A 23,957-nucleotide genomic window follows, 5' to 3' on the forward strand; every position below is an offset into this window, starting at 1 on the left:
CGTGTCCGGGTGACGTCACATGGACGGGAGGTCCGGGGTGGCGCCGTGTCCACTGTCGGGGTCGATCCGGACCCGGGAGCCGGTGCCGCCCTGCTGCCACGGATGCGGGCCCTCCAACGGCCGGTAGTTGACGCCCAGGGCGTCGAGCCTGGTCAGGTGGTGCGTGATCCGGTCGCCCAGCGGGTGGGAGCGGCGGGTCTCCGAAGCGCTCCAACCGATCTCCGCGATCGCGGCGAGCCGGGGGAACGCGGCGTACTCGACGGCGCGGGGGGTCTGAAGGTACTCCGACCACAGTTGCGCCTGCACACCGAGGACGAGCGAGTCGTCGACACCCTCGGGAACCGGTTCGAAACCGGCGACCTTCTCCAGCGTGATGACCTGGTCCTCGTGGATGTGCAGCGGCTCCTCCGGCAGGTCGGAGGCGTAGTAGTTGAGGTAGGTCGCCTGTACCGGCGCCACGACCACCCGGTGGCCCTTGGCCGCCGCCTTCGCGGCGATCGCGAAGTCCCGCCACACCATCACGACGGCGTCGGAGGGTGCCCCGCCGTCCATGATCTCGTCCCAGCCCACGATGGACCTGCCCTGCGCGGCGAGGTGTTCGGCGAAGCGCGCGGTGAACCAGGACTGCAACAGGTCCGGTCCGGCCAGGCCGAGTTCGGTGGCGCGTTCCCGGGCGGCGGTGCTCTCCCGCCATTCGGTGCGGGGCACCTCGTCACCGCCGATGTGGATGACCTTGGACGGGAAGATCGACGTCACGGTGTCGAGGACGTCACGGCAGAAGCCCAGCGCCTCCTCGGTCGGGGCGAGTATCTCGGAGAAGATCCCGAACGTGGTGGCGACCGGTTTGCGTTCACCGGTGTTGCCCAGTTCCGGGTAGGCGGCGAGGACCGACCGGACGTGGCCGGGCAGGTCGATCTCCGGGACCACCGTCATGCCCTGGGCGGCGGCGTAGGCGACCACCTCGCGCATGTCGTCACCGGTGTAGTAGCCGCCGTGCGGGGTGCCGTCGTATCCCCTGGCGTCCAGGGCGTGCCCGACGACGGTCTCGGTCCGCCAGGCCCCGATCTCGGTGAGCTTGGGCCAACCGGGGATCTCCAGCCGCCAGCCCTGGTCGTCGGTCAGGTGGAGGTGCAGGGTGTTGAGGTGGTGGAGGGCCGCCAGGTCCACCATGCGCAGCAGGAACTCCTTGGGCACGAAGTGCCGCGCGGTGTCCACCATGACGCCGCGCCACGCGAAGCGGGGTTCGTCCTCGACGACCACCTGGTCCAGCAGGTAGGGCGGGGCCGTCACGACGCCGGACCGGAGCGTGTCGGCGGGCAGCAGTTGCCGGATGGTGTGGACGGCCTGGACGAGTCCGGCCGGGTGCGCGGCGGAGACCGCGACGGTGCCGGTGGAGACGTCGAGCCGGTACGCCTCGGCGGCCGTGGTGCCGTCGTCGGGCCGGTCACCGGTGAGGGTGAACTCCACGACGGAGCCGGCGTCGCCGGCGGCCGGGAGGACGGGGAGCGCGAGCCCGGTGCCGGCGCGCAGCCGGTCGTGCAGCAGCCAACCCGCGGCGGCCGCGTCGCCGGAGGCCACGATGACGGTGTCGCCGTCGAGCCGGAACGGCTCGCCGTCCCGTGCGGTCAGCGAGTTCGGCTGCGGAATCAGGGATGGGGACATGTGAACCTCACTGGCGTCGTCGACAGGTGCCGTTCGGGCCACCGTACGACACGGATCCCGGGAAATCCATAGCCGGAAACGAAATGGTTCAGAATGTGAAAAATTCAGTCACCGCCCGCTCCCACCTGGTGGCAAGCGGTTGCGTTCGGTGGCGGCGGTCCGCCCTCCCGTTCCCGGACCGCCACCGGCTCAACTGATCACCGGAATGTGCTGGGTCGGGGTCTCGACCTCGAAGTTCCGGCGGGGCGGGTTGATCGGGACGGGCTCGGAGGCGACGTCGCCGCTCAGCGCCAGCAGGTCTCCCGCGACGGTGCCCAACTGCCGCCGCAGGTCGTCCAGGTTGGAACTGACCGACGCCTTGCGCTGCTGGAGCACCTCCACCTCGTTTCGCAGTGGTATGACCATCTCCTCGGCCCGCGTCTTGGCCTCGGCGCGCAGCCGTGCCGCCTCCTCCCTGGCCTCCGCGAGCAGGGTCGCCACGGTGTGCTTGGCCTGTTCACTCAGTTCGGCGGCCTTGCGGTCGGCCTCCGCCTCGCGGTCCTCGGCGCGCTGCCCGCTCTCCCGGGAACGCTGTTCCGCCAGCGACCACCGCTGTTCCGCCTCGGTGACGATGCGTTGGGCCGCGGTGACCGCCGCGGCGTGCCGCTGGGAGTGGTCGCGTTCGGCCTGTTCGCGTCGTTCCGCCTGTTCCAGCGCGAGGTTCTGGAGTTTCGTCTGCCGGGCGTCGGCCGCCTCGGAGAGCAGGGCGGCGGCGGCCGCCCGCTGCTCGTCGGCCTCCCGGGCGGCGGTGGAACGCAGCTGGGTCGCCTCGCGTTCGACGGTCGCGCGGTTGACGGCGATCTCCCGCTCCACGCTCGCCTTCAGTTCGGAGACCTCCTGGGCGGCCTGGCCCCGGCGCTGTTCGACGTCGCGGATCGCGTCGGCGCGGGCGAGGTCGTAGTCGCGGCGGGCGGAGTCGCGCAGGTCGGTGGTCTCCGCCTTGGCGGTGGACGTCAGTTCGGTGGAGTCGCGTTGGGCCGTGGAGGTGATGAGGGCGGCCTCCCGTTGGGCGGCCTCGACGATCTTGCTCGCCTCCACGCTCGCGACCGCGCGGATCGAGGCGGCCTCCCGTCGGGCGTCGGCGCGCTGTTCGTCGGCGTCGCGTTCCGAGGCGCGCAGTACCTTCTCGACCCGGGCGCCGAGGCCGGCGAGGGTGGGCTGCTCGTTCTCGGCGATCTGGGCGGCGCCGTCGGCGAGGCGGCGTTCCAGGTTGTCGATGCGCTCCTCGGTGCGGCGCAGCAGGGTGCGGGCTTCGCCGAGTTTCGTCTCGGCCTCGGATCGGGAGGTTTCGGCGGCCTTGATGGCGGTGGCCATGCGGCGGGCGTGGCCGTCGACGTGTGCGCGGTCGAATCCGCGCATGGCTACGGAGAAGTCGGTGGCGGAGGGATCGAAAAAGTTTGACATGTCCATCCATATGTGGTTAAACGGTGCAATTCGCTGATTCGCCATCATCACATCCGGAAACGGACGGGAACGGCTGCGACGCGCCGATTACCACATCGTGTGGGCTCTTCGCGGAAGACGCGATTATCATTGTCCGTCGCAAAACGGACGAGACGTCACCAAAGCGGCAAATCGGCGAGCAGTCGGCCCGTCAGGTCACCCAGGACCACCGCGGCGATTCCCGCCCCCGACGACAGCACCACGTTCCACACCGCCGCGCGCGGCGCGCCCTCCCGCCACAGCCGAAGGGTCTGGTCGGCGAAGGTGGAGAACGTCGTGAGCGCCCCGAACAACCCGGCCGTCACGCCGGTGGCCACGACCCCGGAGGCTCCGGCGGCCACCACGGCGGCCAGCCCGAACGCGCCCGCGCAGTTGACGAGCATGACGCCCCAGGGGAACCCGGTGGCGCCCCGGCCGTGCAGCCGGTGGTCGGCCCAGTAGCGCAGCGGGCCGCCGATCGCCGCGCCGATCACGATCGCCAGTACCGTCACCGCCGGCTCCGTCCCGCCCGTCGCGCGAGGCCGTCGCCCAGCCACGCCGCCGCCAGTCCGGTGAACAGGGTGACCGCCAGGTAGAGGCCGGCGCGCCAGGGTGCCGCGTCGGCCAGTGCCACGGCCTGGGTCGCGTAACCCGAGAAGGTCGTGAATCCGCCGAGCAGCCCGACGCCGAGCAGCGGCCGCAGCCATCCGGGGACCGGTCGCGTCGCGGCCAGGCCGGTCAACACTCCGATGAGGAGGCACCCGGCGACGTTGACGCCGAAGGTCGGCCACGGGATCGCGCCGACGGGTACCGGCCAGGCGAGTTCGATCCCGTACCGGGCGAGCGCGCCGGCGACGGCACCGAGGGCGACGAGCGGCACGGCGGTCGCGTGGCGCGGCGTGCCGCCGCCGGGGCGGGCGGGCGCGGTGTCGACGGGCACCCGGTCATCCTGCCACCGGGTGCGGTCGTCGTCGGCGCGCCCGGCCACCCCGAATAGATAAGAAGGATTTAAATATCGCGTTCAGTGCTTGACATGTCACGTGCCGCCTGGGACAAAAGGTGTGATCGGGCGAACCCGGTCGAAACCCTCACCAATGGACCTCCACCCCCGAGGAGCACCATGAAACCGTTCCGCCTGTGGCGGCGACTCGTGCCCGTCGCGGTGATCGCCACCGCCGCGCTCGCGGTCGGCGCCGCCCCCACCGCGCACGCCGACGTCACCGTGTCCCAGCACCACGGCGACGTCGGCACCGACATCGTCGGCGGCGGCACCGTCACCGAACCCAAGCCCTGGATCGCCGCCCTGTACAACAACGGCGGCTTCACCTGCACCGCCAGCCAGATCGGCGCGCAGTGGATCATCACCGCCGCCCACTGCGTGGAGGGGTCCGGCGCCTACTCGGTCAGGATCGGCTCCCTGTCGCGCAGCGGCGGCGGCACCGTCGTCACCGTCTCGGAGAAACACCTGCACCCCGAGTACGCCTGGCCGAACAACGACATCGCCCTGCTCCGGCTCAGCCAGTCGTTCCCCAACAGCTACGCGCCGATGGCCACCTCGGCCGACCTGTCCACCGGTCAGGCGTCCACCATCTACGGTTGGGGCTCCGAACAGCCCGACTGGGGTGGCACCCTCCCCGACCGGCTGAAGTACTCCGACGGCAACACCACCACCCAGTGGTGTGACACGCCCGGTGTCATCTGCATGATGGGTGACGGCGGCGTCGCCGGCGGCGACTCCGGCGGCCCCGGGTTCGTCGCCAGCGCCCAGACCGGGCGATACGTCCTCGCCGGTGTCTGCGCGATCGGCCACGTCCCCGCCGACACCCGTTGGGGCGGCTACACCTCCATCCCCCACAACGCGACCTGGATCAATCAGGTGAGCGGACTGTGAACCCCGTGCCGGGTACCGGCCGCCCGGTACCCGGCACGAGTACTGCTGGACCGGGGTGACTCCCGCCGGGCCGATCCGGCCGCCGAGTTCGCCAGACCGCCGTCGCGGGCCGTGCCGTTCGCGTTGCGCGGCCACCTCTCCGGCTCCGACTCCCCGACACCGTGGGCGGCCCGGGTGTCGCGGCACCACCTCCCCTGGGTGAATGTCCCGGCTCGGCACCCCCGCGGACCCGTCCGGCGGGCACCGGAGCGCCCGACCGGGCAACCGGCTACTGGAGATCCTGCGGTTCTTCGCCGGTGACCGGCCACCGGGACGGCCCGGCTTCGGCTCACCGGCGGTGACCGCGCCCTCCGAAGCGACCGTCACAACCCGGACCGGATGACACGGGACGGTTTCAGGGTTGAATCCGGGTGTCACCCGACGGCGGTGACCACCATCCGCTCCTAGCGTTGAAGGCATGCCACCCCCGGTACCCCTGAAAGGCGCGACATGCTGACGAAATCGGCGCTCTGGCTCGTCAGGCTGTCCTTCGGCGGCCTGCTGTTCTCCGCGTCCATCGTCCTGTTGGGACATCTGGGCGCGGACGAGGCGCTGTCGCCGTTCGACAGCACGATCTCCGCGTACGCCGCGATGGACAGGATGGGGCCGGTCGAGTTCGGGATCCTCGTCGCCGGGCTCGCGAGCCTGGCGCTGCTCGCCGGGATGTACGCCGCCCGGATCCGGGTCGGCGGGCCGCTCGCGGCGTCCATGGGCGTCGGCGGCGCCGGATTCCTCATCGCCGCACTGGTCCCCACCGTCGAACCCGGAACCCCGTTCACCGCCGCGGCGCAGGTGCACCGGTACGCCGCGATCCTCGGCTGCATGGCGTTCATGCTGGCCGGTCTGCTCCTCATCCGGTTGGCGACCACCGAGGACTGGACCGACCTGCGATTCCCGCTCCAGGTCCTCGCGATCGTCTCCACCACCGCCGGACTCGCCGTCACCTACGCCATGTTCTTCGGTGACCGGTTCCTCATCGGCCTGTACGAGCGGATCCTCGCCGGGACGATCATCGCGACCATGGCACTGGTCGCGACCCGGCTGCTGCGACTGCCCCGGCACGGCCACGCCGCCGTCCGGCGGCGCTGACCGTCACGGCGAGACGGAACCGCCGCGCGTCCGATCGGGACGCGCGGCGGTTTCACATCGGGCCGGGGGAGCCGACCGTCACGGCGTGTCGGTCTCGTCCTCGAACTCGCCGATGATCTCCTCCAGCAGGTCCTCCAACGCGACCAGCCCGACCACCCGCGTGCCGTCGCCCACCAGGGCGAGCTGGGACCGGCGTTGCCGCATCAGGGTGACCGCGCCCGCGACCGTCTGGTCCTCCGCCAGGGTCAACGGCTGCCACATCAGCTCGGCGGCCCCCGTGTCGGCGTCGGCACGCACCACGTCGCGGATGTGCACCATCCCGACCGGGACGTCACCGTCGACGACGACCAGGCGGGACCGGCCGGTGTCACGACTGGTCGCCTCGATCTCGACGGCGTCCGCCGACTGCGGCACCGTCACCATCTCCGCGCGCGGGACCATGACGTCGGCCACCGTCGTCGACTGGACCTTCAACGCGCCCGACAGCATCAGATGCTGCTGCTCCGGAAGGAACCCCTGCTCACGCGACTCCCGCAGCAGGATGCGCAGCTCGTCCGGGCCGTGAGCCTGGGCGGCGGTGTCCTGCGGGGTCACACCCACGAGGCGGACCAGGCCGTTGGCCATCCCGTTCAACGCCAGCAGCAGCGGCCGCAGCAGCCAGGCGAAACCGCGGAACGGCAACGCCAGCATCACCGCCGAGGTCTCCGGGTGCGAAATAGCCCACGACTTCGGCGCCATCTCACCGATCACCATGTGCAGGAACACCACGACGACCAGGGCGATGAGGAACGCGATCGCGTACGACGCCTGCTCGGGGATCCCCCAGCTCTGGAACCACGGGTCCAGCAGGTGCGCCAACGCCGGTTCGGCGAGCGCACCCAGACCGACGGTGCACACCGTGATCCCCAGTTGGGCGCCCGCAAGCATCACGGTCAGTTCGCGGGTGCCGTGCAGCGCGGCCCTCGCCGCGCGGCTGCCGTCGGCGGCCATCGTCTCCAACCGGTGCCGCTTGCTGGCGAGCAGCGCGAACTCCGCGGCTACGAAGAACGCGTTCGCGACCAGCAGCAACAGTGACACCACCAGTGCCCACACCGTACTCACGCATTCACCTCCGCTCCGCCGGCGTCGACCAACTGCACCGCGACGGTCTTGGGCACGTGCCGTCTTACCGACACCACTCGCAGCCGCGCCAGCGGCGGGGTGCCGTCACCGTTGCCGGACTCGTCCTGGAGCGTCCACGACACCGGCCGGACGTCCACGACGTCCCCGGAGTGCGGGATACGGCCCAGCGCGTCCATGACCAGGCCACCGAGCGTCTCGTAGTCGTCGTCCTCGGGCAGTTGCACACCCGTGGCGTCGGCGACCTCGTCCACCCGCAGCCGCGCCGGGACCAGCCAGCTCCCGTCGGTGCGGTGGATGACCCGTTCGGCGGGCCGGTCGTCCTCGTCGCGGATGTCGCCGACCAGCTCCTCGGCCACGTCCTCGAACGAGACCACGCCCGCCAGGCCGCCGTACTCGTCCAGTACGCACGCCTGCTGCCGGTGTTCGGCACGCAACCGCTCCAACACGTCGGGCAGCGGCAGGCTCTCCGGGATCAGCAGCGGCGGTGCGGCGATGTCGCGGACCCTGACCCCGTCGCGCCGGTCGCGGGGCACCGTCACCGCCTCGGCGATGCCGACGACGCCCACGACGTCGTCGATGTCGTCACCGACCACCGGGAACCGGGACCGGCCGGTGGCGAGCAGGTCCACCAGGTGCGACACCGGGACGTCGGCGTCGATCGTGTCGACGTCCACGCGCGGCGTCATGACCTGCCCGGCGGTGAGCTCACGGAAGTCGAGGCCGTTGTCGAGGATCCGCGACAACTCGGCGTCGATGTGCCCGCCCTCGCGGGACTCGTCGATGATGTGGTGGAGGTCGTCGGCCGACGCGCCGTGCGGCAGTTCCTCGACGGGTTCGATGCCGACCGACCTGAGCAGCCAGTTCGACACCGAGTCGAAGAACCGGATGACCGGCCCGGCGATCGCCAGATAGACCAGGGTCGGCGCCGACAGCCAACGTGACAGGGCGACGGTCTCGGCGATCGCGAGGTTCTTCGGCGCCAGTTCGCCCAACACCATCTGCACCACGTTGGCGAACAGCAGTGTCAGGACCATCGCGACGACGGTGCCGACCGACTCCGGGACCCCCAGGTCACCGAACGCGGCGGCCAACCCCTGACCGAGGTACGGCTCGGCGAAGAAACCCACGAACAGGGCCGTGACGGTGATACCCAGCTGCGCGCCGGACAGCATGAACGACAACCGGGCGGTGACCTTCAACGCGCGTGTCGCCTGTTTGTCACCGGCCTCGGCGAGCTGCGCCAACCGGGAACGATCGACCGCCACGTAGGCGAACTCCTGGGCCACGAAGAACGCCGTGGCGACGGTGACGGCGACGATGATCACCAATCCGACCAGGATCAGCACGGGGGTCCCACCTCCGTGCGCGCGACGCACACCGTCGCGTGGATCTGCCGGGCCCTCTCGCCCGGCCGGGTACTACACCCCTCCGGGTCACCGATCGTGGTCAACATCCGTCAATCCTAGGGGATCTCGGTGACTCCGGGAAGTCGCCGTGACGCACACCGCAGCCGGTGGGGCGGGCGGGGAGACCGCCCGCCCCACCGCGGCTCAGCCGGTCTTCGATTCCTCGGCGGTGTCGTGGTAGGCGTCGCGCAACCGCACGGGCTTGCTGCGGATCTTCTTGGCGCGGATGTTCAACAGCTCCACGATCAGCGAGAAGGCGATCGGGCCGTACACGTAGCCCTTGTCGATGTGGGCGCCGAAGCCCTCCGCGATCAGGCTCGCCCCGATCAGCACCAGGAACGACAGCGCGAGCATCTTGATCGACGGGTGGGCGTCGATGAACCGCGATATCGCACCCGCGAAGTAGAGGGTGATCGCGATCGCGACGATGATCGCCGCCGCCATGACCCACAGGTTCTCCACCATGCCGACCGCCGTGATCACCGAGTCCAGCGAGAAGACGATGTCCAGCACGGCGATCTGGATGATGATCGACGTGAAGACGGCGCCCTTCTTGCCGTCGCCGGCGTGCTTGCCCTCTTCGGGACCCTCCAACCGGTGGTGGATCTCGTGAGTGGCCTTGACCAGCAGGAACAGACCGCCCAGGATCAGGATCAGGTCACGTCCCGAGAAGTCGTGTGAGAACAGCGTGAACAACGGGGCGGTCAGCCCGACGATCCACGACAGGGTCGCCAACAGGGCGAGTCGGGTGACCAGGGCCAGCGACAGGCCGATGAACCGGGCACGGGGGCGTTGCTCCTCGGGCAGTCGCCCGGTGAGGATCGAGATGAAGACGACGTTGTCCACACCCAGGATGAGTTCCAGCAGGAGCAGCGTGGCGAACGATATCCACGTCGCGGGGTCGGCGAGGATTTCCATGGCGATGACGATAAGCGATCGATGCTCGTTTCCACAGCCCCGGACCGGTGGATATCCGGGTCGTGGAACGCCGAGACCGCCGCACCCGTGGCGTGCGGCGGTCGGTGGGCCGTCCGTCGGACCGTCAGACGGACGGAAGCTCCGGGTGCCCGTGACGCAGCGTCGCCATGTCGGCGGTGGGCCGGCCCCGGGTGACGACGGCGGTCTCCTTACCCCTGGGCTGCTGCCGCATCTGAAGGGAACCGCACGCACACCTGGTCCAGGACATCAGGCCGCTGTCACGGGTCAGACGCCGGGACACCACCTGGTAGACCTCGGCGTCCGGCCAGCCGCAGTGCGGGCAGAGAGAGTTCATGAGCGCTTCCCTTGTGAATGGCGTGTATCGGTTTACGTGGTGCGGCGGCCCCGGCTGCACGGCGCCGGTTCGTCGCCGTGGTTCCGGGGCCCGCCCCGTGGGACTACCCCGGCGCGGACCCGGCGGAACCGGTTGCGGCCGCCTCGGTGCGGTGGTGGGGACCGACCGGAGGCAACACGCGCCGTCTGCTCGCAAGGATGCATCGGGAAACGCTAAAGGTCTAACACGAATCGGCGCACGGGACCGTTAAGATTCGCCTTCACGATCGCCCCCGGGGCGGTCCCGGAACGACTCGACCCCGACCACGTACCGCGAAGGAGGCGCACCTCACGGTGATTGACCTGCGAAGACTCCACGTACTGCGAGCGGTGTCACATTACGGCACCGTGACAGCCGCCGCCAAGGCTCTTCACATGAGCCCTTCAGCTGCTTCACAGCAGATCAGACAGCTCGCCAGGGAGTTGAACGTCACACTCCTGGAACCCCAGGGGAGGCGGGTCAGACTGTCGGCGGCGGCGCATCTGCTGCTGTCCCACGCCGACGCGATCGATGCCCGGTGGCGCCGCGCCGAGGCCGAACTGCACGCCACCGGAGCCGAGCCCGGCGGGGAGATGCGATTGTGTGGTTTCGGCACCGCAATAGCGACACTATTGGCCCCCACAGCTGAACTGTTGGCCGTCCGGCACCCGGCGATCGAGGTGAGTCTGCGCGAGGCGCAGGCGGGGGAGTGTTTCGACCTGTTGTTCGCGGGCGACGCGGACCTGGCGATCGTGGAGGCGACGCTGGACTCACCGCCGCTGGACGACCTGCGTTTCGATCAGCGTCCGCTGTTCGACGACCCCTTCGACGTCGTGGTGTCCTCCGACCACCCGTTGGCGGAACGGGACACGGTGACGCTCGCCGACACCGCCCGGGAACGGTGGATCCTCGGACTGCCGGGCAGCACCTCACGCCAGCACGTGCTCGCGGCCTGCGGCAACGCCGGGTTCAGTCCCTCCGTCGCGCACCAGGCCAGCGAATGGTCGGTGGTGGCGACCCTGGTGGCGTATCGGCTCGGTATCGCGATCATCCCGCGCCTGGCGGAACTGCCGCCGCACCTGGCGTTGCGACGCGTGCCCATCGCGGGGCCGCACCAGCCGTTCCGGCACTTCCTCAGCGTCACGCGACGTGGTTTCCGGGAACATCCCGCGGTGGCGGCCACGACCACGGCGCTCGAGGAGATCACCGCCCTACGTGACCGGGGCTGACCGGCGGAACGACCCGGCCGGTGTGATATGTCCCGAGTGGATGGGTGCGGCCGCTCCGGATGCGAGGTGGGAAGCGCGCTGCGCGGATCACCGATGGGAGGGTCCTTCGCGGGTACTCGCGGTCGGAGTGGTTCCGGGGTGCTGTAGGACTCACGCGGTGCATGGCGTGTGCCGGCTGGGCGGACGCTGACGGCCCTTTCGGATTCGTGTGCTGGTACACGCGGTGCAACTCGGTCTCGTGTGCCCGCTTCGCAGGCACACGTGGAGGGAGCGGTTCCGGAGCGCTGTAGGACTCACGCGGTGCAGCTGGTTTCGCGTGGCCGCGAAGCCGGCGCACGCGGTGCTTTTGGTTTCGTGCGCCGGCGAAGCCGGCGCACGAAACGGGGGCCGAACTCACCCCTCAGAAGCTCGGCCCCCCTATATGCACGATGCCCCGTCGCCACCCCTCGACCGACAGGGCATCGGCCGTTCCGCATTCGGAGCTGGTATCTCTTGTGGATACCGGCCTCGGCTTCTTCGCCGCTTGCCGTGTTGCTCCGACGTCTATTAAAACGACGGGTACGGACGGGGGTTACGCCTTCGCCGAAATCTTTTTCGACGAAAGTTCCCGGACGGGTGACGGGCGTCGCCGGGATGCCGCTGAGCAGGCACGATGCCGCTCGGGCGGTCGTCACCGGACCGGGGGGCCGGGTTCAGGCGGCCGCGGCCGCCACGTTGCCGCGCACCCACTCGACAATGGACTGCGTCGTGGCGCCCGGCGTGAAGATCTTCGCCACCCCGTACTCCTTCAGGACCGGGATGTCCTCCTCCGGGATGATGCCGCCGCCGAACACGACGATGTCGCCGGCGTCACGTTCGGCCAACAGCTCGGTGACCCGTTTGAACAACGTCAGGTGCGCACCGGACAGGACACTCAGCCCCACCGCGTCCGCGTCCTCGGCGATGCAGGCCGCGACGATCTGCTCCGGCGTCTGGTGCAGGCCGGTGTAGATGACCTCCATGCCGGCGTCGCGCAACGCCCGTGCCACCACCTTGGCGCCACGGTCGTGGCCGTCGAGCCCCGGTTTGGCCACCACGACGCGGATCCGCGATTCCATTGACTTTCCTTCCGGTGTGCGCCGACGACACTGTCGAGGCCGGCTGTGGTCAACAGGTCATCGAGGGGAACCGGTCGCGGCGCCCGTGAGGCGGACGAACCGGAACAGATGACCCGCCGAGCTTACCCAACGTTCAGGTGGCCTGGCAGTCGTCGTACGCACCGGTTCTGACCAGACCCGTCACGGTGGCCTAGAGGCCGTCTTCGATCCCGCTGTTCTGCTGCGCGTCGCCCGGTCGGCGCCTCACGGCGTTGTCGGACGTCCTGTGTACGACACCGGTACGCAGGACGTTCTCCGCCTTGCGGATGCACTCGACCGGATCGCCGCTCGCGACGAACGAGGACCAAAGACGGCCTCTTACGTCCCGCCGGGGCTTGGGTACCGTATGGCTGAACCCTCAACCTCCGGGGAGCCGCCGCCCCGCCGGTATCGATCCGAGCCGGTGGGTAAACCCCCGACGGCCGGCTCCGCCGGTGGACATCCCTCGAAACCCGCAGGAGAACGAGTTCAGTGCCGACTTCCGAAAGCCTCGCCTTGTCTCCGTACGAACGCCTCGGTGGCGCCCCCACCATCGCCGAGGCGGTGGAGCGCTTCTACACGAGGCTGCTGGCCGACCCGCAGGTCTCCGGCTACTTCACCCACATCGAACTGCCCACCCTCAAACGGCACCAGGCGGCCCTGCTGTCGCAGGTGCTCGGCGGCCCCAAGGCGTACGACGGGCGCGAGCTCAAGGACGCCCACCGGGGCATGGGGATCAACCGCGCCGACTACGACAAGGTGTGTGAACACCTCCTGGCCGTACTGTCCGAGATGGGCGCTCCGCAGGACATCGCCGACTCGGTGTCCGGCGTCCTCAAATCGGTCGCCGACGACGTGGTCGAACGGGACTCGTAACGCATGGTCGACGCCGATCGCTTGAAGGCGAGCTGGGGCCTGGTCGCCGCTCACGGTGAGCAGGTCCCGCTGTTCTTCTATTCACGACTGTTCCTGGCACACCCCGAGGTGCGCGAGCTGTTCCCCATCGCGATGGCCTCGCAACGGGACAAGCTGGTCCGGGCACTGGGAGCGGTGGTCAGCAACGTCGACAACCTCGACGCCGTGGTGCCGTACCTGCGCCGCCTGGGCGCCGACCACCGCAAGTTCGGCGCGCTGCGGGAGCACTACCCCGCGGTGGGTGACGCGCTGCTCGCCACCCTCGCGCACTTCAGCGGACCCGCGTGGACGCCGGAGGTCGCCGCCGACTGGGAGACCGCCTACGGCATCGTCGCCCAGGTCATGGCCGACGCCGCGGACGAGGCCGCCCACGTCACTCCCGCGTGGTGGGACGGCACCGTGGTCGACCACCGCCGGATCGGTATCGACCTGGCCGTGTTGACCGTGGTCCCCCACACCCGGTTGGACTACCGTCCGGGGCACTCGATCACCGTGTCGTCGCCGCTGCGGCCCCGGCTGTGGCGCGCCTACTCGCCGGCCAACGCACCCCGCGAGGACAACTCCATCGAGTTGCACGTCCGGTTGGTGGACGCGGGCCTGGTCTCCACCGCCCTGGTGGACCTCACCCGGCCCGGCGACGTGTTGCGGCTCGGCCCGCCCATCGACGACAACCTCGTGTTGCGGGACAACGACCGCCCGGTGCTGATGCTGGCGGGCGGCACCGGCTTCGCGCCGATGAAGGCGCTCATCGAACAACTCGCCCGCCGACCCCGCCCGACGCATCTGTTCTGGGGCGCCGAGACCACCGACGCCCTGTACGACCTTCCCGGCCTGCGCCACTTCGAGGCCGGCAACGACTGGTTCCGGTTCACCGGTTGTGTCCGCGCGGGGTACCCGGAACCGGGCATCCAGGTCGGCAACCCGGTGGAGGTGGCGCTGCGGTACGGACACACCGTCGGTGTCGACGCGTACGTGTGCGGACCGCCCGGCATGGTGTCGGCGGCCCGGAGCGGCCTGGTCGAGTCCGGCGTCGACCCGGCGTGCATCTACTTCGATCAGTACGGGGACGAGGAGAAGTGACCATGACGATGTCGGACCGCGCCTATGAGGGCGCACCCGTGGAGAACCGGATGACCGCGATCCAGGTCAGCCGGGTCCGATTCAACCGGTCGGCGCTGGGCCGGCGCGGATACGACCAGGACGAGGTCGACGGTTTCCTGTCGGACGTCGCCCGGGAACTGTCCCGCCGGTTCGAACTGGAGACCTCGCTGCGGGCCGAGGCCGACAACTACAAGCGGGCACTGCGGGACTGGCAGAGCCGCACCAACGACCGCCGTCAGGCCGAGACCATGCGGAACATGGACCCCGACGCGATCAACCTGCTGTCGCAGGCGCAACAGCAGGCCGAGGGGTACGTCACGCAGGCGCAGGACTACTGTCGCCAGATCATCGGCCAGGCCCGTGGCCAGGCGCGCGAGGTACTTCAGATGGCACGCGAGCAGGCCGAGGTGGAGGCCGAACGCGCCGCCGAGGCGTACCGGCTGCAGGCGGGCGGGCAACGCGACTCCCAACAGGAGGACCAGGCCCGGCAGTTGGCGCGTGCCAAGGCGTTCATGACCGCCATCAACGCCGCCGAGGAGCAGCTCCGCATGGCCAGGATGCAACTGGACGCCGACATCGCCGACCTGCACGCCCAGGGCGTCGAGGTCACCGCCGACTGAGACCGCCCCGGGCCGCCTCAACCCAGGCGCCGCACCAGTTCCGCGACGTCGGCCTCGTACTCGAACCACTGGACGTCGTTGCGGAAACCCAACTCCGCGTCGACGTGGGCCATGGCGTCACCGTCCAGTGACGTCCAGGTCTGCACGTCGACCAGTTGCGGTTCGGCCTCGCGCAGCTCGCACAACATGCGGGCCTTCATCGCCATGCCGAGGCCGTAACTGCGGTGTTCGGGTGCCACCACCGTGTCGTACTGGTCGCCACGGGTGGGGCGCTGGGCGGCCACGACCAGCTCCGTCAACCCCACGACCGCCTCCTTGCCCTCGGCGATCGCGACGACCAAGTGGGGGCGCAGACCCCGTGCGGACAGTGTCGCCAGGCTGTCGCGCAGCCGCCTGGCGTCGGCGGAACCGCGCCACGTACCCACGTTGTACGCCGGTTCCGCCTTCAGGTGCACCTTCGTGGCGGCGTAACGCTCCATGAGGTGATCGGGCAGGCCGCCGGTGAAGTACTCAAGCCGGTACCCGGCGGCGAGACGCCCCGCGCTGTCGGTCACCGTCTCCCAGTCCACGTCGGCGAGCCGCAGCAGGTGCCGGTTCTCGACGACGGCGCGGCCGAAACCCAGCCGGTCGTAGAAGCCGACGGCCGGTGTCGTCGCGATGACCTCGACGCCGATGGCGCGCAGGCCCTCCCGGGACGCCCGCCGCGCCACCGCCCGCAACAGGCCACGACCCACGCCGGAACCGCGGTGGCCCGGTTCCACGAAGATCTCGAAGATGCCGGTGTCGGCGAACTCGCCGCCGTACACCAGCAGGTTCGCGTGGCCGACGATCCGGCCCGCGTCGTCGCGGGCCACATAGGCCAGCCGTCTCTCGTTGGGCATCGTGATCGACAGGTAGTCGCGCATCCGGTCGCCGTGCCATCGAGGCTCCCCCGGCATGTCTGCCTCGGTCATGGCGTTGAGCACCTCCCGCCACTGCTCCAGCTCCTCGGCGCTGGCGTGGGCGGGCGTGAACTCGGCGATCTGCATGGCGTGACTACCTCCTAGGCCAATGGTCCCGGATGGCGGTGACCGGTTCGTCACCGAACCCCTCACCGCCCGCCGGGACCCCGGTCACCGGCCGTCGGCGGACACGCGACCCACGGGGCGGCCGGGCATGCCCGTGCCGCCACCGCACCATCTGTCGGGCCCTTCTCGCCAGGCGGTCTACGACCGGGGACTCTTGCTGCGCTTGCCGTAGTCGTCCGCGCGGGCGTAGACCTCACGGACGTACGTGTCGAGGTGGTTGTACGAGAAGACGGCCGCGTACCAGTCGGCCGCCCGGGAGAGATCGCGGTTGTCGGCGCACAGGTAGTGACCGGCCGCCACCGCCGCGTCGTCGATGTCGTTGGGGTCGCGGACGCCGTCGCCGTCGCCGTCGGCCGCCCAGCGGTCCCACGTCTCGGGGATGAACTGCATGGGGCCGACCGCCCGGTCCCAGGTGGTGTCGTCGTCGAGTTCACCGCCGTCGGAGTCGGGGTGCGCGCCGTTGCCGTTGGTGCCGTCCAACGCCGGGCCGCGGATCGGTTTCGCGGGCCGCCCGTCGGCCGCCAGCGAGGTGCCGCCGGTCGTGCCGTGGTTGGTCTCGACGCTGCCGATCCCGGCGAGGGTCGTCCAGGCGAGCCGGCACGCCGGTCGCGCCGACTTCAACACCATCTCGGCGTGCCCGTACGCCTGCAGGGCCCGCGCCGAGATGCCGAGCGGTTCCTCCAGGGAGGCCGCCCAGTCCTGCAGCACCGGGTCCGCCCCGGTGGGGCCGCCGGATTCGGTGCCCGGTTCCTCGGAGGGGAACGAACCCGGGACACCCGGTACACCAGGGACCGCGTCCACTCCCGGGGGCAGCGCCAGGGGTGCGTCGCCCGAGTCGGCGACGGTGGTCGGATCGACCTCCTCACCGTAGGCCCACTCCGGCCCGGCGTGGGGGACGGCGTAGACGGCGAGCCCGAGCACTCCGGCCAGCACCGCCACCGTCATCGCACCCTGGGTGACCATCCGGCCGCCGGGGCGGCGGGCGGCGGTCCACACCCGACGGAGGCGGCGCCTTCCCGCACCGAGAAACCGTCTCGCCGCGACTTTCAGCCGTCCGGGGGTAACATTCCACGCCGCCACGTTCGCGAGTATCCCTTATATCAGCGGCCGACGCCACCCCGGTCGAGTCGGCTGTCGGGTCATCGTGACGTGACTCCGGATCCCCACCGGGTGAAACCGGTTACCGGTCACCGGGTTCCCATGGACGCGGCACGAGTCGCACGGCCTGGTGCGCTTTGGCGTGTGCTGCCGGAAAAGCCGTCCCGATTGTGTTCAGATCGCAACCGAACGGGAGCCGGATCGTTTCGTTCGTCGAACCCGAGAGGCTGCTCCGTCACCTGTGGCCAGGCGAGACGGCGATGTGCGCACACCGTGTCCGCCGGCCGGGAGGACAACGAGGTCCTTCCGGCCCGCGTGCGTTCGGTGTGCCCGGAATCGTGTCGCATCCCGGGTATTGGGCAACCGGAGAGCCTCTGATGTGCGGCGGCGGAGACGGTTTTATCGTCCTCGTATCGTTTGGAGACAACAATTTCCACGTTTGTCGTCACCATGCCGCGCGTATTGCGTTCAATTGGAGCGGAATGCGCATTGCCCACGGGGGAAGAGGAGGTTCGAGTGGGCGGCTTGACATCGCCGGGGAGTGGTCTCCCCAGCGGGCTGGTCACGTTTCTGTTCACCGACATCGAAGGTTCCACTCGATTGGCGTGCGAACTGGGCGACGGCTACCGCCGCGTCCTGCACGACCATCGACGGTTGCTTCGCCGGGTCTTCAGTCGCCGGGTCGGGACGGAACTGCTCACCGAGGGCGACTCCTTCTTCGTCGCCTTCGCCGACGCGGCCGCGGCCGTCGCGGCGGCGGTGACGGCACAGCGGATGTTGGCGCGACACGAGTGGCCCACGGCTCCACACTGGAGCGCACCCGCACGGCCGCGGGTCCGGATGGGACTGCACACCGGTCACGCCGTACCGGACGCCCAGGGCTACGCCACCTCGATCGTCCACCGGGCCGCCCGGGTCTGCGCCGCCGCGCACGGCGACCAGATCCTCTGCTCCCAATCCACACTGGAGGCATGTACGGAACTGCCCGCCGACGTCACCGCCGTCGACCTGGGCCTGCACCGGCTGCGCGGCTTCGACGACTCGCTGCGGCTGCACCAGCTCACCGCGGTGGACCTGCCGAGCCGGTTCCCGCCACCGGCGACCGAGTCGCGCCACCACAACCTTCCCGCCGACTCCGACCGGTTCATCGGCCGCCGCGACGAACAGTGCCAGTTGATCAGGCTGCTCGACGGGCACCGGCTCGTCAGCGTCACCGCCCTACCCCAGACCGGGAAGTCCCGGCTGGTGTGCCACCTCGGCCGTGAACTCGCCTCCACCTACCGCGACGGCGTCTGGTACGCCGACCTGAGCCGGCACGTCGACCTCGGGGAGGCACTGTCGGCGGCACTGGGACTGCGCGGCGACCCGTTCCGGTCACTGCTCGACGCCGTCATCGAGGTCCTGCGGCACCGGCACTGCCTCCTGGTGCTCGACGACACCCGCACCCAGGACGCCGCCCAGGTGACCCGGCTGCTGGCCGAATGCCAGAAGGTGAGCGTCCTGTCGGCGTCCCGGCACCCGCTCGGGCTCGCCGGGGAGGTGAAGTGGGCGCTGCCGACGATGTCGGTACCCGACGCCGCCGAACTGCTGCGGTCCCGCGCCCGCGCCGCCTCCGGCGGCGTCGACCCCGGCGACTGCACCGCGCTCGCCCGGTACGTCGACGGCTTCCCGCCCGCTGTCAACGTCCTCGCCGCGGCCGTACCCGTGTTGGGGACCGACGGACTGCTGCGACGGCTCCGGGAGGACCCCCTGAACGTCCTCGACGCCTGCGGGGAACTGTCCACCGTGCTCGACAAGGTGTGCGAGGAGCTGACCCCACGCGCCGCCCACCTGCTGCGCGCCCTTTCGACGTGGCCGACGCCCGCGGGAGTGGACGAGGTGGAGAGACTGTGCGGCGGTTCCGCCGCCGCGCTCGACGCCCTGATCAACCTGGTGGACGCGTCACTCGTAGACGTGCACCACACCGAGACCGGTGCGGCGTACCGGTTGCCGGCGCCGGTGCGGTGGTACGCCGACGACCGCCGCCGCCGGGCCGGCGAGTCGAACCCGAGACTGACACCGATGTCGGCCGGGCGCATGCCGTTGCCGCGACTCAGTTGGGCGCAGGCGCTGCCGTCGAGGTGAACACGTGGGGGACCCGGCGGCGGGCGGCAGCGCGGATGCCCGCCGCCGGGTTCGACGCGGTGTGGTGCCGGCTCCTGCCCCACACCGTGGCGGCGGCGGCCCGGCCCCGGGCCGCCGCCCCGTCGTCGCGGTTCGGAATCCTCGAACCGTCAGTTCTTACGGGTCTTGCGGACGCCGGCCCGGCCCTCGGTCCACACCCGGTTCAGCGCGGTCACCGCGAAGCGCCGGCCGGACTCGAAGCCGCCCTCCCAGCGGAAGGACTGCACCTCGGCGCCGGGGTCGTGCGGGACCACCGCGACCAGGTTCGTCGCGTCCGCCAGGTCGCACTCGTCGGGGTGACCGACCGTCGTGTACACGGCGTACCTGACGATCTCGTCGATGCCCTCACCGCGCCGGTGCGGACGCCACTCCACGGTGTACGCGCCGTCGCGCCACTCCACCGAGGACACCTTGGGGGCCTTCGGTGTCCGGCCGCCCAGGTGGGACGACGCCGGAACCAGCGCCGGACGGCTGTAGTGCTCGTCGCGCAGCAGCGTCATCGCCGACAACTGGTCCTGCCGGACGGGGTTGCCCGAGAAGTAGGCGTTGCCGACGATGTTGGCGTGCTCCCGGCACAACGTCAGGTGGTTCAGCAGTTCACGCGGGTCCTGCTTCCACTCGGGCGAGACCGTGTCGACGTTGACCTTGTAGGTGGCCTCACCGAGGTACAGCTGGCAGTCGGTGTTCTCACAGGCGTCGTTCCACCACTCCGCGAGGACCCGGTACGACGCCGCCGGAAGCGACATCGCCCAGTAGATCTGCGGCAGGATGTAGTCGATCCAGCCCTCCCGCACCCACTTGCGGGTGTCGGCGTACAGGACGTCGTACGTCGGGGCGCCCGCCCGGGTGTCGGAGCCCTCCGGGTCGTCGGCGATGTTGCGCCAGACACCGAACGGGCTGACCCCGAACCGCACCCACGGCTTGGACTCCTTGACCCGGCGCCCGAACTCCAGGATCAACTGGTCGGTGTTGTACCGGCGCCAGTCCGCCTTGTCGGTGAAGTCGCCACCGTACTCGGCGAACGCGGCGTCGTCGTCGAAGTCCTCGCCGCCGGCCGGGTACGGGTAGAAGTAGTCGTCGAAGTGGACGGCGTCGATGTCGTAACGGTCGACGGCGTCCATCATGGCGTCGATGACGTGCGCCCGGACCTCCGGAATGCCCGGGTTGTAGTACAACCGCCCGGCGGCCCCCACCTTCGGGTAGGGCACCACCCAGTCGGGGTTCTGGCGCGCGGGGTGGCTCTCGTGGAGTTTCGACGGGTCCGTCCCGGCGTCACCGGACGAGGCCGGCATCGACACCCGGTACGGGTTGAACCAGGCATGGAACTCCATTCCCGCGGCGTGGGTGGCCTCCACCGCGAACGCCAACGGGTCGTAGCCGGGGTCGCCGCCCTGCTCACCGGTGAGCCAACGTGACCACGGCTCGTGCGAGGACGGCCAGTAGGCGTCGGCGGTGGGACGGATCTGCGTGATCACCGCGTTGAACCGGTAGTGCTTGGCGTCGTCGAGCCACCGCAGGTACTCGGCCTGCTGAGTGGCGGCGTCCAGTCCGGTGGTCGACGGCCAGTCGATGTTGACGACGCCCGCGATCCAGACGGCCCGGAACTGCTCCTTGGGGCGCGCCGGATCGAGTTCGTCGTGCCGGCCCTGCGGCGTCACGGTGTCGCCCGGGTCGGCGGACGCGCCGGATCCCGTCCACAGTGCGGCGCCGGCGGCGGCCGCTCCTGCCGCGCCCAGCATGGTACGCCGGGACAGTGCGCCGGGTCGGGTGTCTGGCATCTGCCGCTCCTGTTCCACAAATGTAGAGAACTATCGATGGGTGGATCAGCATTGCAGATTTCCTTCGGGAAAGGAACCCCGTCGCCGGGCCACACCACCGGGCGCACGCCACGGCGGGACGGTGGGGCGGGCGGGGCACCCCACCGGCGGGAACGCGGGGGCCGCCACTCCTCCTCCCCATGGCGTCGAGCCTATGCCGGTGAACGGTCCGTGGGAAACCCCGATACGCGGGCCTGTGGACAACGACGGCATTGTGGATAACCGGCCGGTGGAAGGCGTTCGGTGGCGCCGTGCGTCGTTCGGCCACCGCCGTTCCGCCGAGCCTCGCCGACCACCGCGGCCACTCCCGAGGACCGCAGCCATCCCCGAGGACCGCCGCCACCGCGACGGTGCCCGAGGATCGCGCCGGCCGGTCAGCCCGCCGGGCGCAGTGAGTCCACGTCGGCCAGCGACCACACACCCAACTCCGGGAAGTCGCCGTACGACACCATCGCCGCCACGCCCGACCACCGCGCACCGGTCGCCTCCACGAGGTCCTTCACCGCCGCGGCCTGCGCTCCGGTCTCCACGACGTCGTCCACCAGCAGCACCCGGTCGGAGGCGTCCGGCCGGCCCGCGACCGTCGCCAACATGATCCGCCCGTCGGGCTGCGGAAGCTTCTGCACACCCAGCATCCCCACCCCGAAGACGTTCGCCACCAGTGGTGCCAGCAGATACCCCGACGACTGCACGCCCGCGACCAGCGTCGGCGGCTCCCCCCTATGCAGGTCCGCGAGCGCCGCGCCCAGTCGGCTCAGCAGGCGTGCGTCGGTCCACCACGCCAGGGTCGCCAGGCGGTCGCCGTCCCAGCGGGTGGCGGCGGCCAACACCTCCACCGCGGAATCGGCCGTCACCGGCAACCGCATTCGGCCAGCACGGTGGCGAAGGCGTCGATCGCCGCCTCCGCCTCGAAAAGGTTGCCGCGGTCGTTGACGATCACCGCGAACGTCAACCACCGGCCGTCGGCGTCCACGACCATCCCGGTCAGTGAACTGACCTTCGACAGCGTCCCGGTCTTGGCGCGGACCTCGCCGTGCGCGGCCCGGTCGTCGTCGAACCGGTGCCACAGCGAACCGCTGTGGCCGGCGACCGCCATCGTCGCGGCGAGGCCGCTCAACTCCGGGTGCTCCCCCGACGCCGCCACCGACACCAGTGACGCCAGCAGCCCGGCCGACAGCCTGTTGTCCTTGGACAGGCCGCTGCCGTCCTTCAGGACCATCCCGTCGACCGGAAGCCCCAGGTCGGCGAGCACGCGCATCGTGGCGGCGGCACCACCGGCGAAACTGCCGGGTTCGCCGGTCGCCAACGCCGCCTGGCGGGCGAGCGCGTCGGTCAGCAGGTTGTCGGAGGTGAGCATCGCGTACTCCGACAACCGCTGCATCGTCGGTGAGTACACGACACCCAACTCGGTGGCGCCGTCCGGCGCCGTGCCCGCCACGACCTCACCGGCGCCGATCAGCGCCGCGAATGTGTCCGCCGCGTGTCGCGTCGGGTCGCCGTGCCGGGCCGACGGCGAGTCCGGGCCGTCCTTGTCCACGCGCCCGCCGTCGAGCATGAGGGGCGTCACCTGCGCGGTGTAACCGTCCCGCACGTCGGCCGCCGCGACTCCGGGCGCCACGCCGTCGTCGGCGGCGAACACGGAGGTGTCGACGACCAGCGTCGCGGGCGACTCGCCGTTCAGGGCGGTGAGGACCTGCTCCGCGAGGTCGGACAGTTCGGCGGCACCGTGGTAGAAGCCGTCGCCGTCCTCGGTCAGGGTGACGTCGCCGCCCGCCACCAACACCACCCGGCCGTCCTCACCGGCCACCACGCGGGTCGGTATCCGGTAGGCCGAGCCGCGGGTCGCCAGGACGGCCGCGGCCGTGGCGGCCTTCGTCGACGACGCGGGGATCAACGCGGTCTCGGAGCCCCGGCCGTACAGTTCGTCGCCGGTGAGGCCGTCCCGCACCGACACGCTCAGGTCGCCGTCGAGCGCCGACGAGTCCAGCAGCGGGTCGAGGACGGCGGCCAGGCCGTCGGCCGTGGGCATCGGTGCCTCCGCGGCCGGGCCCGTGAACGGCTCGGGCGCGCTCACCGCGGACAGATGTGGCCAACGCAACACGCCGTTCTCGGGAGGCGGCGTAAGGTCCACCACGGAGACGAACACGGCCGCACCGACCGCCAGCACCAGCGAGGACACGACCGCCACCGCGGGCCACCGGCGGCGGGCGGGGGTCTCGTCCGGCTCCCCGTGTGGTGCATCACTCTGATCAGCAGGGCTGTTATCTACGCTTATGGCCACTGAGTGAGACTACTTGCGATACCCGTCCAGTCATCGAACAGTCAGGGGAGGCGCCGTGGAGTTCGACGTCACCATCGAGATTCCCAAGGGGAACCGAAACAAGTACGAAGTGGATCACGCCACCGGGCGGATCCGGCTCGACCGGACCCTGTTCACCGCCACCCAGTACCCGGCCGACTACGGATTCATCGAGGACACGCTCGGTGAGGACGGCGACCCGCTGGACGCCCTGGTGTTGGTTCCGGAGCCGACGTTCCCCGGCTGCCTGATCCGGGCGCGCGCCATCGGGATGTTCCGGATGCGGGACGAGAAGGGCGGCGACGACAAGGTGCTGTGTGTCCCGGCCGAGGACCCCCGGCAGGAACACCTGCGCGACATCCACCACGTGCCGGAGTTCGACCGGATGGAGATCGAGCACTTCTTCACGGTGTACAAGGACCTGGAGCCCGGCAAGAGCGTCGAGGGCGCCACATGGGTGGGGCGGGTCGCCGCGGAGGAGGAGATCCGCCGTTCGGTACAGCGCGAGATCGACCGTAAGGCCGCCGAGGGCGGCACGGAAGGTCACTGACCGGTCGGCCGAACCGGCAGGT

General features: G+C 70.4%; 22 protein-coding genes. 8 read left to right on the forward strand and 14 right to left on the reverse strand.

Annotated features, from left to right (window positions below; translation table 11 throughout):
* Positions 1-15: 15 nt before the first annotated feature.
* The 4 genes from LX16_RS13010 to LX16_RS13025 form a co-directional block, all read right to left on the reverse strand.
* Positions 16-1,662 carry a beta-N-acetylhexosaminidase gene (locus LX16_RS13010; RefSeq protein WP_147138581.1) on the reverse strand — a complete coding sequence of 549 codons (1,647 nt, stop codon included), beginning with the start codon at positions 1,660-1,662 and terminating at the stop codon, positions 16-18.
* A 189-nt stretch (positions 1,663-1,851) separates the two neighbouring features.
* Complete coding sequence (locus LX16_RS13015; protein ID WP_147138583.1) at positions 1,852-3,105, reverse strand: coiled-coil domain-containing protein; 1,254 nt, start codon at positions 3,103-3,105, stop codon at positions 1,852-1,854.
* Positions 3,106-3,260: 155 nt separating this feature from the next.
* On the reverse strand, positions 3,261-3,635 hold the full coding sequence (locus LX16_RS13020; protein ID WP_147138585.1) for a fluoride efflux transporter FluC: 375 nt from the start codon (positions 3,633-3,635) through the stop codon (positions 3,261-3,263).
* Entirely contained in the window at positions 3,632-4,063 is a 432-nt protein-coding gene (locus tag LX16_RS13025) for a FluC/FEX family fluoride channel (protein WP_147138587.1), read from the reverse strand. The genes LX16_RS13020 and LX16_RS13025 overlap by 4 nt, the downstream gene beginning before the upstream one ends.
* Positions 4,064-4,243: 180 nt before the next feature.
* On the opposite strand from LX16_RS13025, the gene LX16_RS13030 reads away from it, so the two are divergent.
* Both LX16_RS13030 and LX16_RS13035 read left to right on the forward strand, forming a co-directional pair.
* Positions 4,244-5,014 carry a S1 family peptidase gene (locus tag LX16_RS13030; RefSeq protein WP_147138590.1) on the forward strand — a complete coding sequence of 257 codons (771 nt, stop codon included), beginning with the start codon at positions 4,244-4,246 and terminating at the stop codon, positions 5,012-5,014.
* Between the two features lie 489 nt (positions 5,015-5,503).
* Positions 5,504-6,142: a DUF998 domain-containing protein gene (locus tag LX16_RS13035; RefSeq protein WP_147138592.1), complete on the forward strand. Its 639-nt coding sequence runs from the start codon at positions 5,504-5,506 to the stop codon at positions 6,140-6,142.
* Between the two features lie 78 nt (positions 6,143-6,220).
* Here the strand turns inward: LX16_RS13035 and LX16_RS13040 are convergent, their stop codons facing one another.
* From LX16_RS13040 to LX16_RS13055, 4 genes are all read right to left on the reverse strand, one after another.
* The gene (locus tag LX16_RS13040; protein ID WP_147138595.1) at positions 6,221-7,243 is read right to left on the reverse strand and encodes a hemolysin family protein; all 1,023 of its coding nucleotides are present in this window, start codon (positions 7,241-7,243) and stop codon (positions 6,221-6,223) included.
* A complete protein-coding gene (locus tag LX16_RS13045; protein ID WP_147138597.1) occupies positions 7,240-8,610 on the reverse strand; it encodes a hemolysin family protein in 1,371 nt (456 codons plus the stop codon). Before LX16_RS13045 ends, LX16_RS13040 begins: the two co-directional genes overlap by 4 nt.
* A 204-nt stretch (positions 8,611-8,814) precedes the next feature.
* Positions 8,815-9,588: a TerC family protein gene (locus LX16_RS13050; RefSeq protein WP_147138598.1), complete on the reverse strand. Its 774-nt coding sequence runs from the start codon at positions 9,586-9,588 to the stop codon at positions 8,815-8,817.
* A 124-nt stretch (positions 9,589-9,712) separates the two neighbouring features.
* On the reverse strand, positions 9,713-9,943 hold the full coding sequence (locus LX16_RS13055; RefSeq protein WP_147138601.1) for a hypothetical protein: 231 nt from the start codon (positions 9,941-9,943) through the stop codon (positions 9,713-9,715).
* A gap of 332 nt (positions 9,944-10,275) precedes the next feature.
* Between LX16_RS13055 and LX16_RS13060 the strand changes: the two genes are divergently transcribed.
* Positions 10,276-11,190, forward strand: a complete 915-nt coding sequence (locus LX16_RS13060) for a LysR family transcriptional regulator (RefSeq protein WP_147138603.1) — start codon at positions 10,276-10,278, stop codon at positions 11,188-11,190.
* Positions 11,191-11,882: 692 nt separating this feature from the next.
* On the opposite strand, the gene icmB is transcribed toward LX16_RS13060, so the two are convergent.
* The gene (gene icmB / locus LX16_RS13065; protein ID WP_147138605.1) at positions 11,883-12,287 is read right to left on the reverse strand and encodes a coenzyme B12-dependent isobutyryl CoA mutase small subunit; all 405 of its coding nucleotides are present in this window, start codon (positions 12,285-12,287) and stop codon (positions 11,883-11,885) included.
* Between the two features lie 510 nt (positions 12,288-12,797).
* Here icmB and LX16_RS13070 point away from each other — a divergent pair.
* From LX16_RS13070 to LX16_RS13080, 3 genes are read left to right on the forward strand one after another with little or no spacing between them, the layout of a single operon-like run.
* Positions 12,798-13,181, forward strand: coding sequence for a group I truncated hemoglobin (locus LX16_RS13070; protein ID WP_147138606.1), 384 nt, complete (start codon positions 12,798-12,800; stop codon positions 13,179-13,181).
* A gap of 3 nt (positions 13,182-13,184) precedes the next feature.
* Complete coding sequence (locus LX16_RS13075) at positions 13,185-14,300, forward strand: globin domain-containing protein (protein ID WP_147138608.1); 1,116 nt, start codon at positions 13,185-13,187, stop codon at positions 14,298-14,300.
* A gap of 2 nt (positions 14,301-14,302) precedes the next feature.
* The gene (locus LX16_RS13080) at positions 14,303-14,941 is read left to right on the forward strand and encodes a DivIVA domain-containing protein (protein ID WP_147138610.1); all 639 of its coding nucleotides are present in this window, start codon (positions 14,303-14,305) and stop codon (positions 14,939-14,941) included.
* 17 nt (positions 14,942-14,958) lie between these two features.
* Here the strand turns inward: LX16_RS13080 and LX16_RS13085 are convergent, their stop codons facing one another.
* Together LX16_RS13085 and LX16_RS13090 are read right to left on the reverse strand one after the other, a co-directional pair.
* Positions 14,959-15,969 carry a GNAT family N-acetyltransferase gene (locus tag LX16_RS13085; protein ID WP_147138612.1) on the reverse strand — a complete coding sequence of 337 codons (1,011 nt, stop codon included), beginning with the start codon at positions 15,967-15,969 and terminating at the stop codon, positions 14,959-14,961.
* Positions 15,970-16,146: 177 nt separating this feature from the next.
* Positions 16,147-17,004 carry a lytic transglycosylase domain-containing protein gene (locus tag LX16_RS13090; protein WP_147138613.1) on the reverse strand — a complete coding sequence of 286 codons (858 nt, stop codon included), beginning with the start codon at positions 17,002-17,004 and terminating at the stop codon, positions 16,147-16,149.
* Positions 17,005-17,622: 618 nt separating this feature from the next.
* On the opposite strand from LX16_RS13090, the gene LX16_RS13095 reads away from it, so the two are divergent.
* Positions 17,623-19,230 (forward strand): adenylate/guanylate cyclase domain-containing protein, encoded by a 1,608-nt coding sequence (locus tag LX16_RS13095; protein WP_158645585.1) that lies wholly within the window; start codon positions 17,623-17,625, stop codon positions 19,228-19,230.
* A gap of 149 nt (positions 19,231-19,379) precedes the next feature.
* On the opposite strand, the gene LX16_RS13100 is transcribed toward LX16_RS13095, so the two are convergent.
* The 3 genes from LX16_RS13100 to dacB form a co-directional block, all read right to left on the reverse strand.
* Positions 19,380-21,008, reverse strand: a complete 1,629-nt coding sequence (locus LX16_RS13100; protein WP_483263573.1) for a glycoside hydrolase family 10-like protein — start codon at positions 21,006-21,008, stop codon at positions 19,380-19,382.
* Positions 21,009-21,460: 452 nt separating this feature from the next.
* Positions 21,461-21,940 (reverse strand): adenine phosphoribosyltransferase, encoded by a 480-nt coding sequence (locus LX16_RS13105; RefSeq protein ID WP_147138619.1) that lies wholly within the window; start codon positions 21,938-21,940, stop codon positions 21,461-21,463.
* Entirely contained in the window at positions 21,937-23,265 is a 1,329-nt protein-coding gene (dacB, locus tag LX16_RS13110) for a D-alanyl-D-alanine carboxypeptidase/D-alanyl-D-alanine endopeptidase (protein ID WP_211354491.1), read from the reverse strand. Before dacB ends, LX16_RS13105 begins: the two co-directional genes overlap by 4 nt.
* A gap of 157 nt (positions 23,266-23,422) precedes the next feature.
* On the opposite strand from dacB, the gene LX16_RS13115 reads away from it, so the two are divergent.
* Positions 23,423-23,935, forward strand: coding sequence for an inorganic diphosphatase (locus tag LX16_RS13115; protein ID WP_147138621.1), 513 nt, complete (start codon positions 23,423-23,425; stop codon positions 23,933-23,935).
* The last annotated feature ends 22 nt before the right edge of the window (positions 23,936-23,957 follow it).

The organism is Stackebrandtia albiflava (genome assembly GCF_007994225.1).
GTDB classification, from domain to species: domain Bacteria; phylum Actinomycetota; class Actinomycetes; order Mycobacteriales; family Micromonosporaceae; genus Stackebrandtia; species Stackebrandtia albiflava.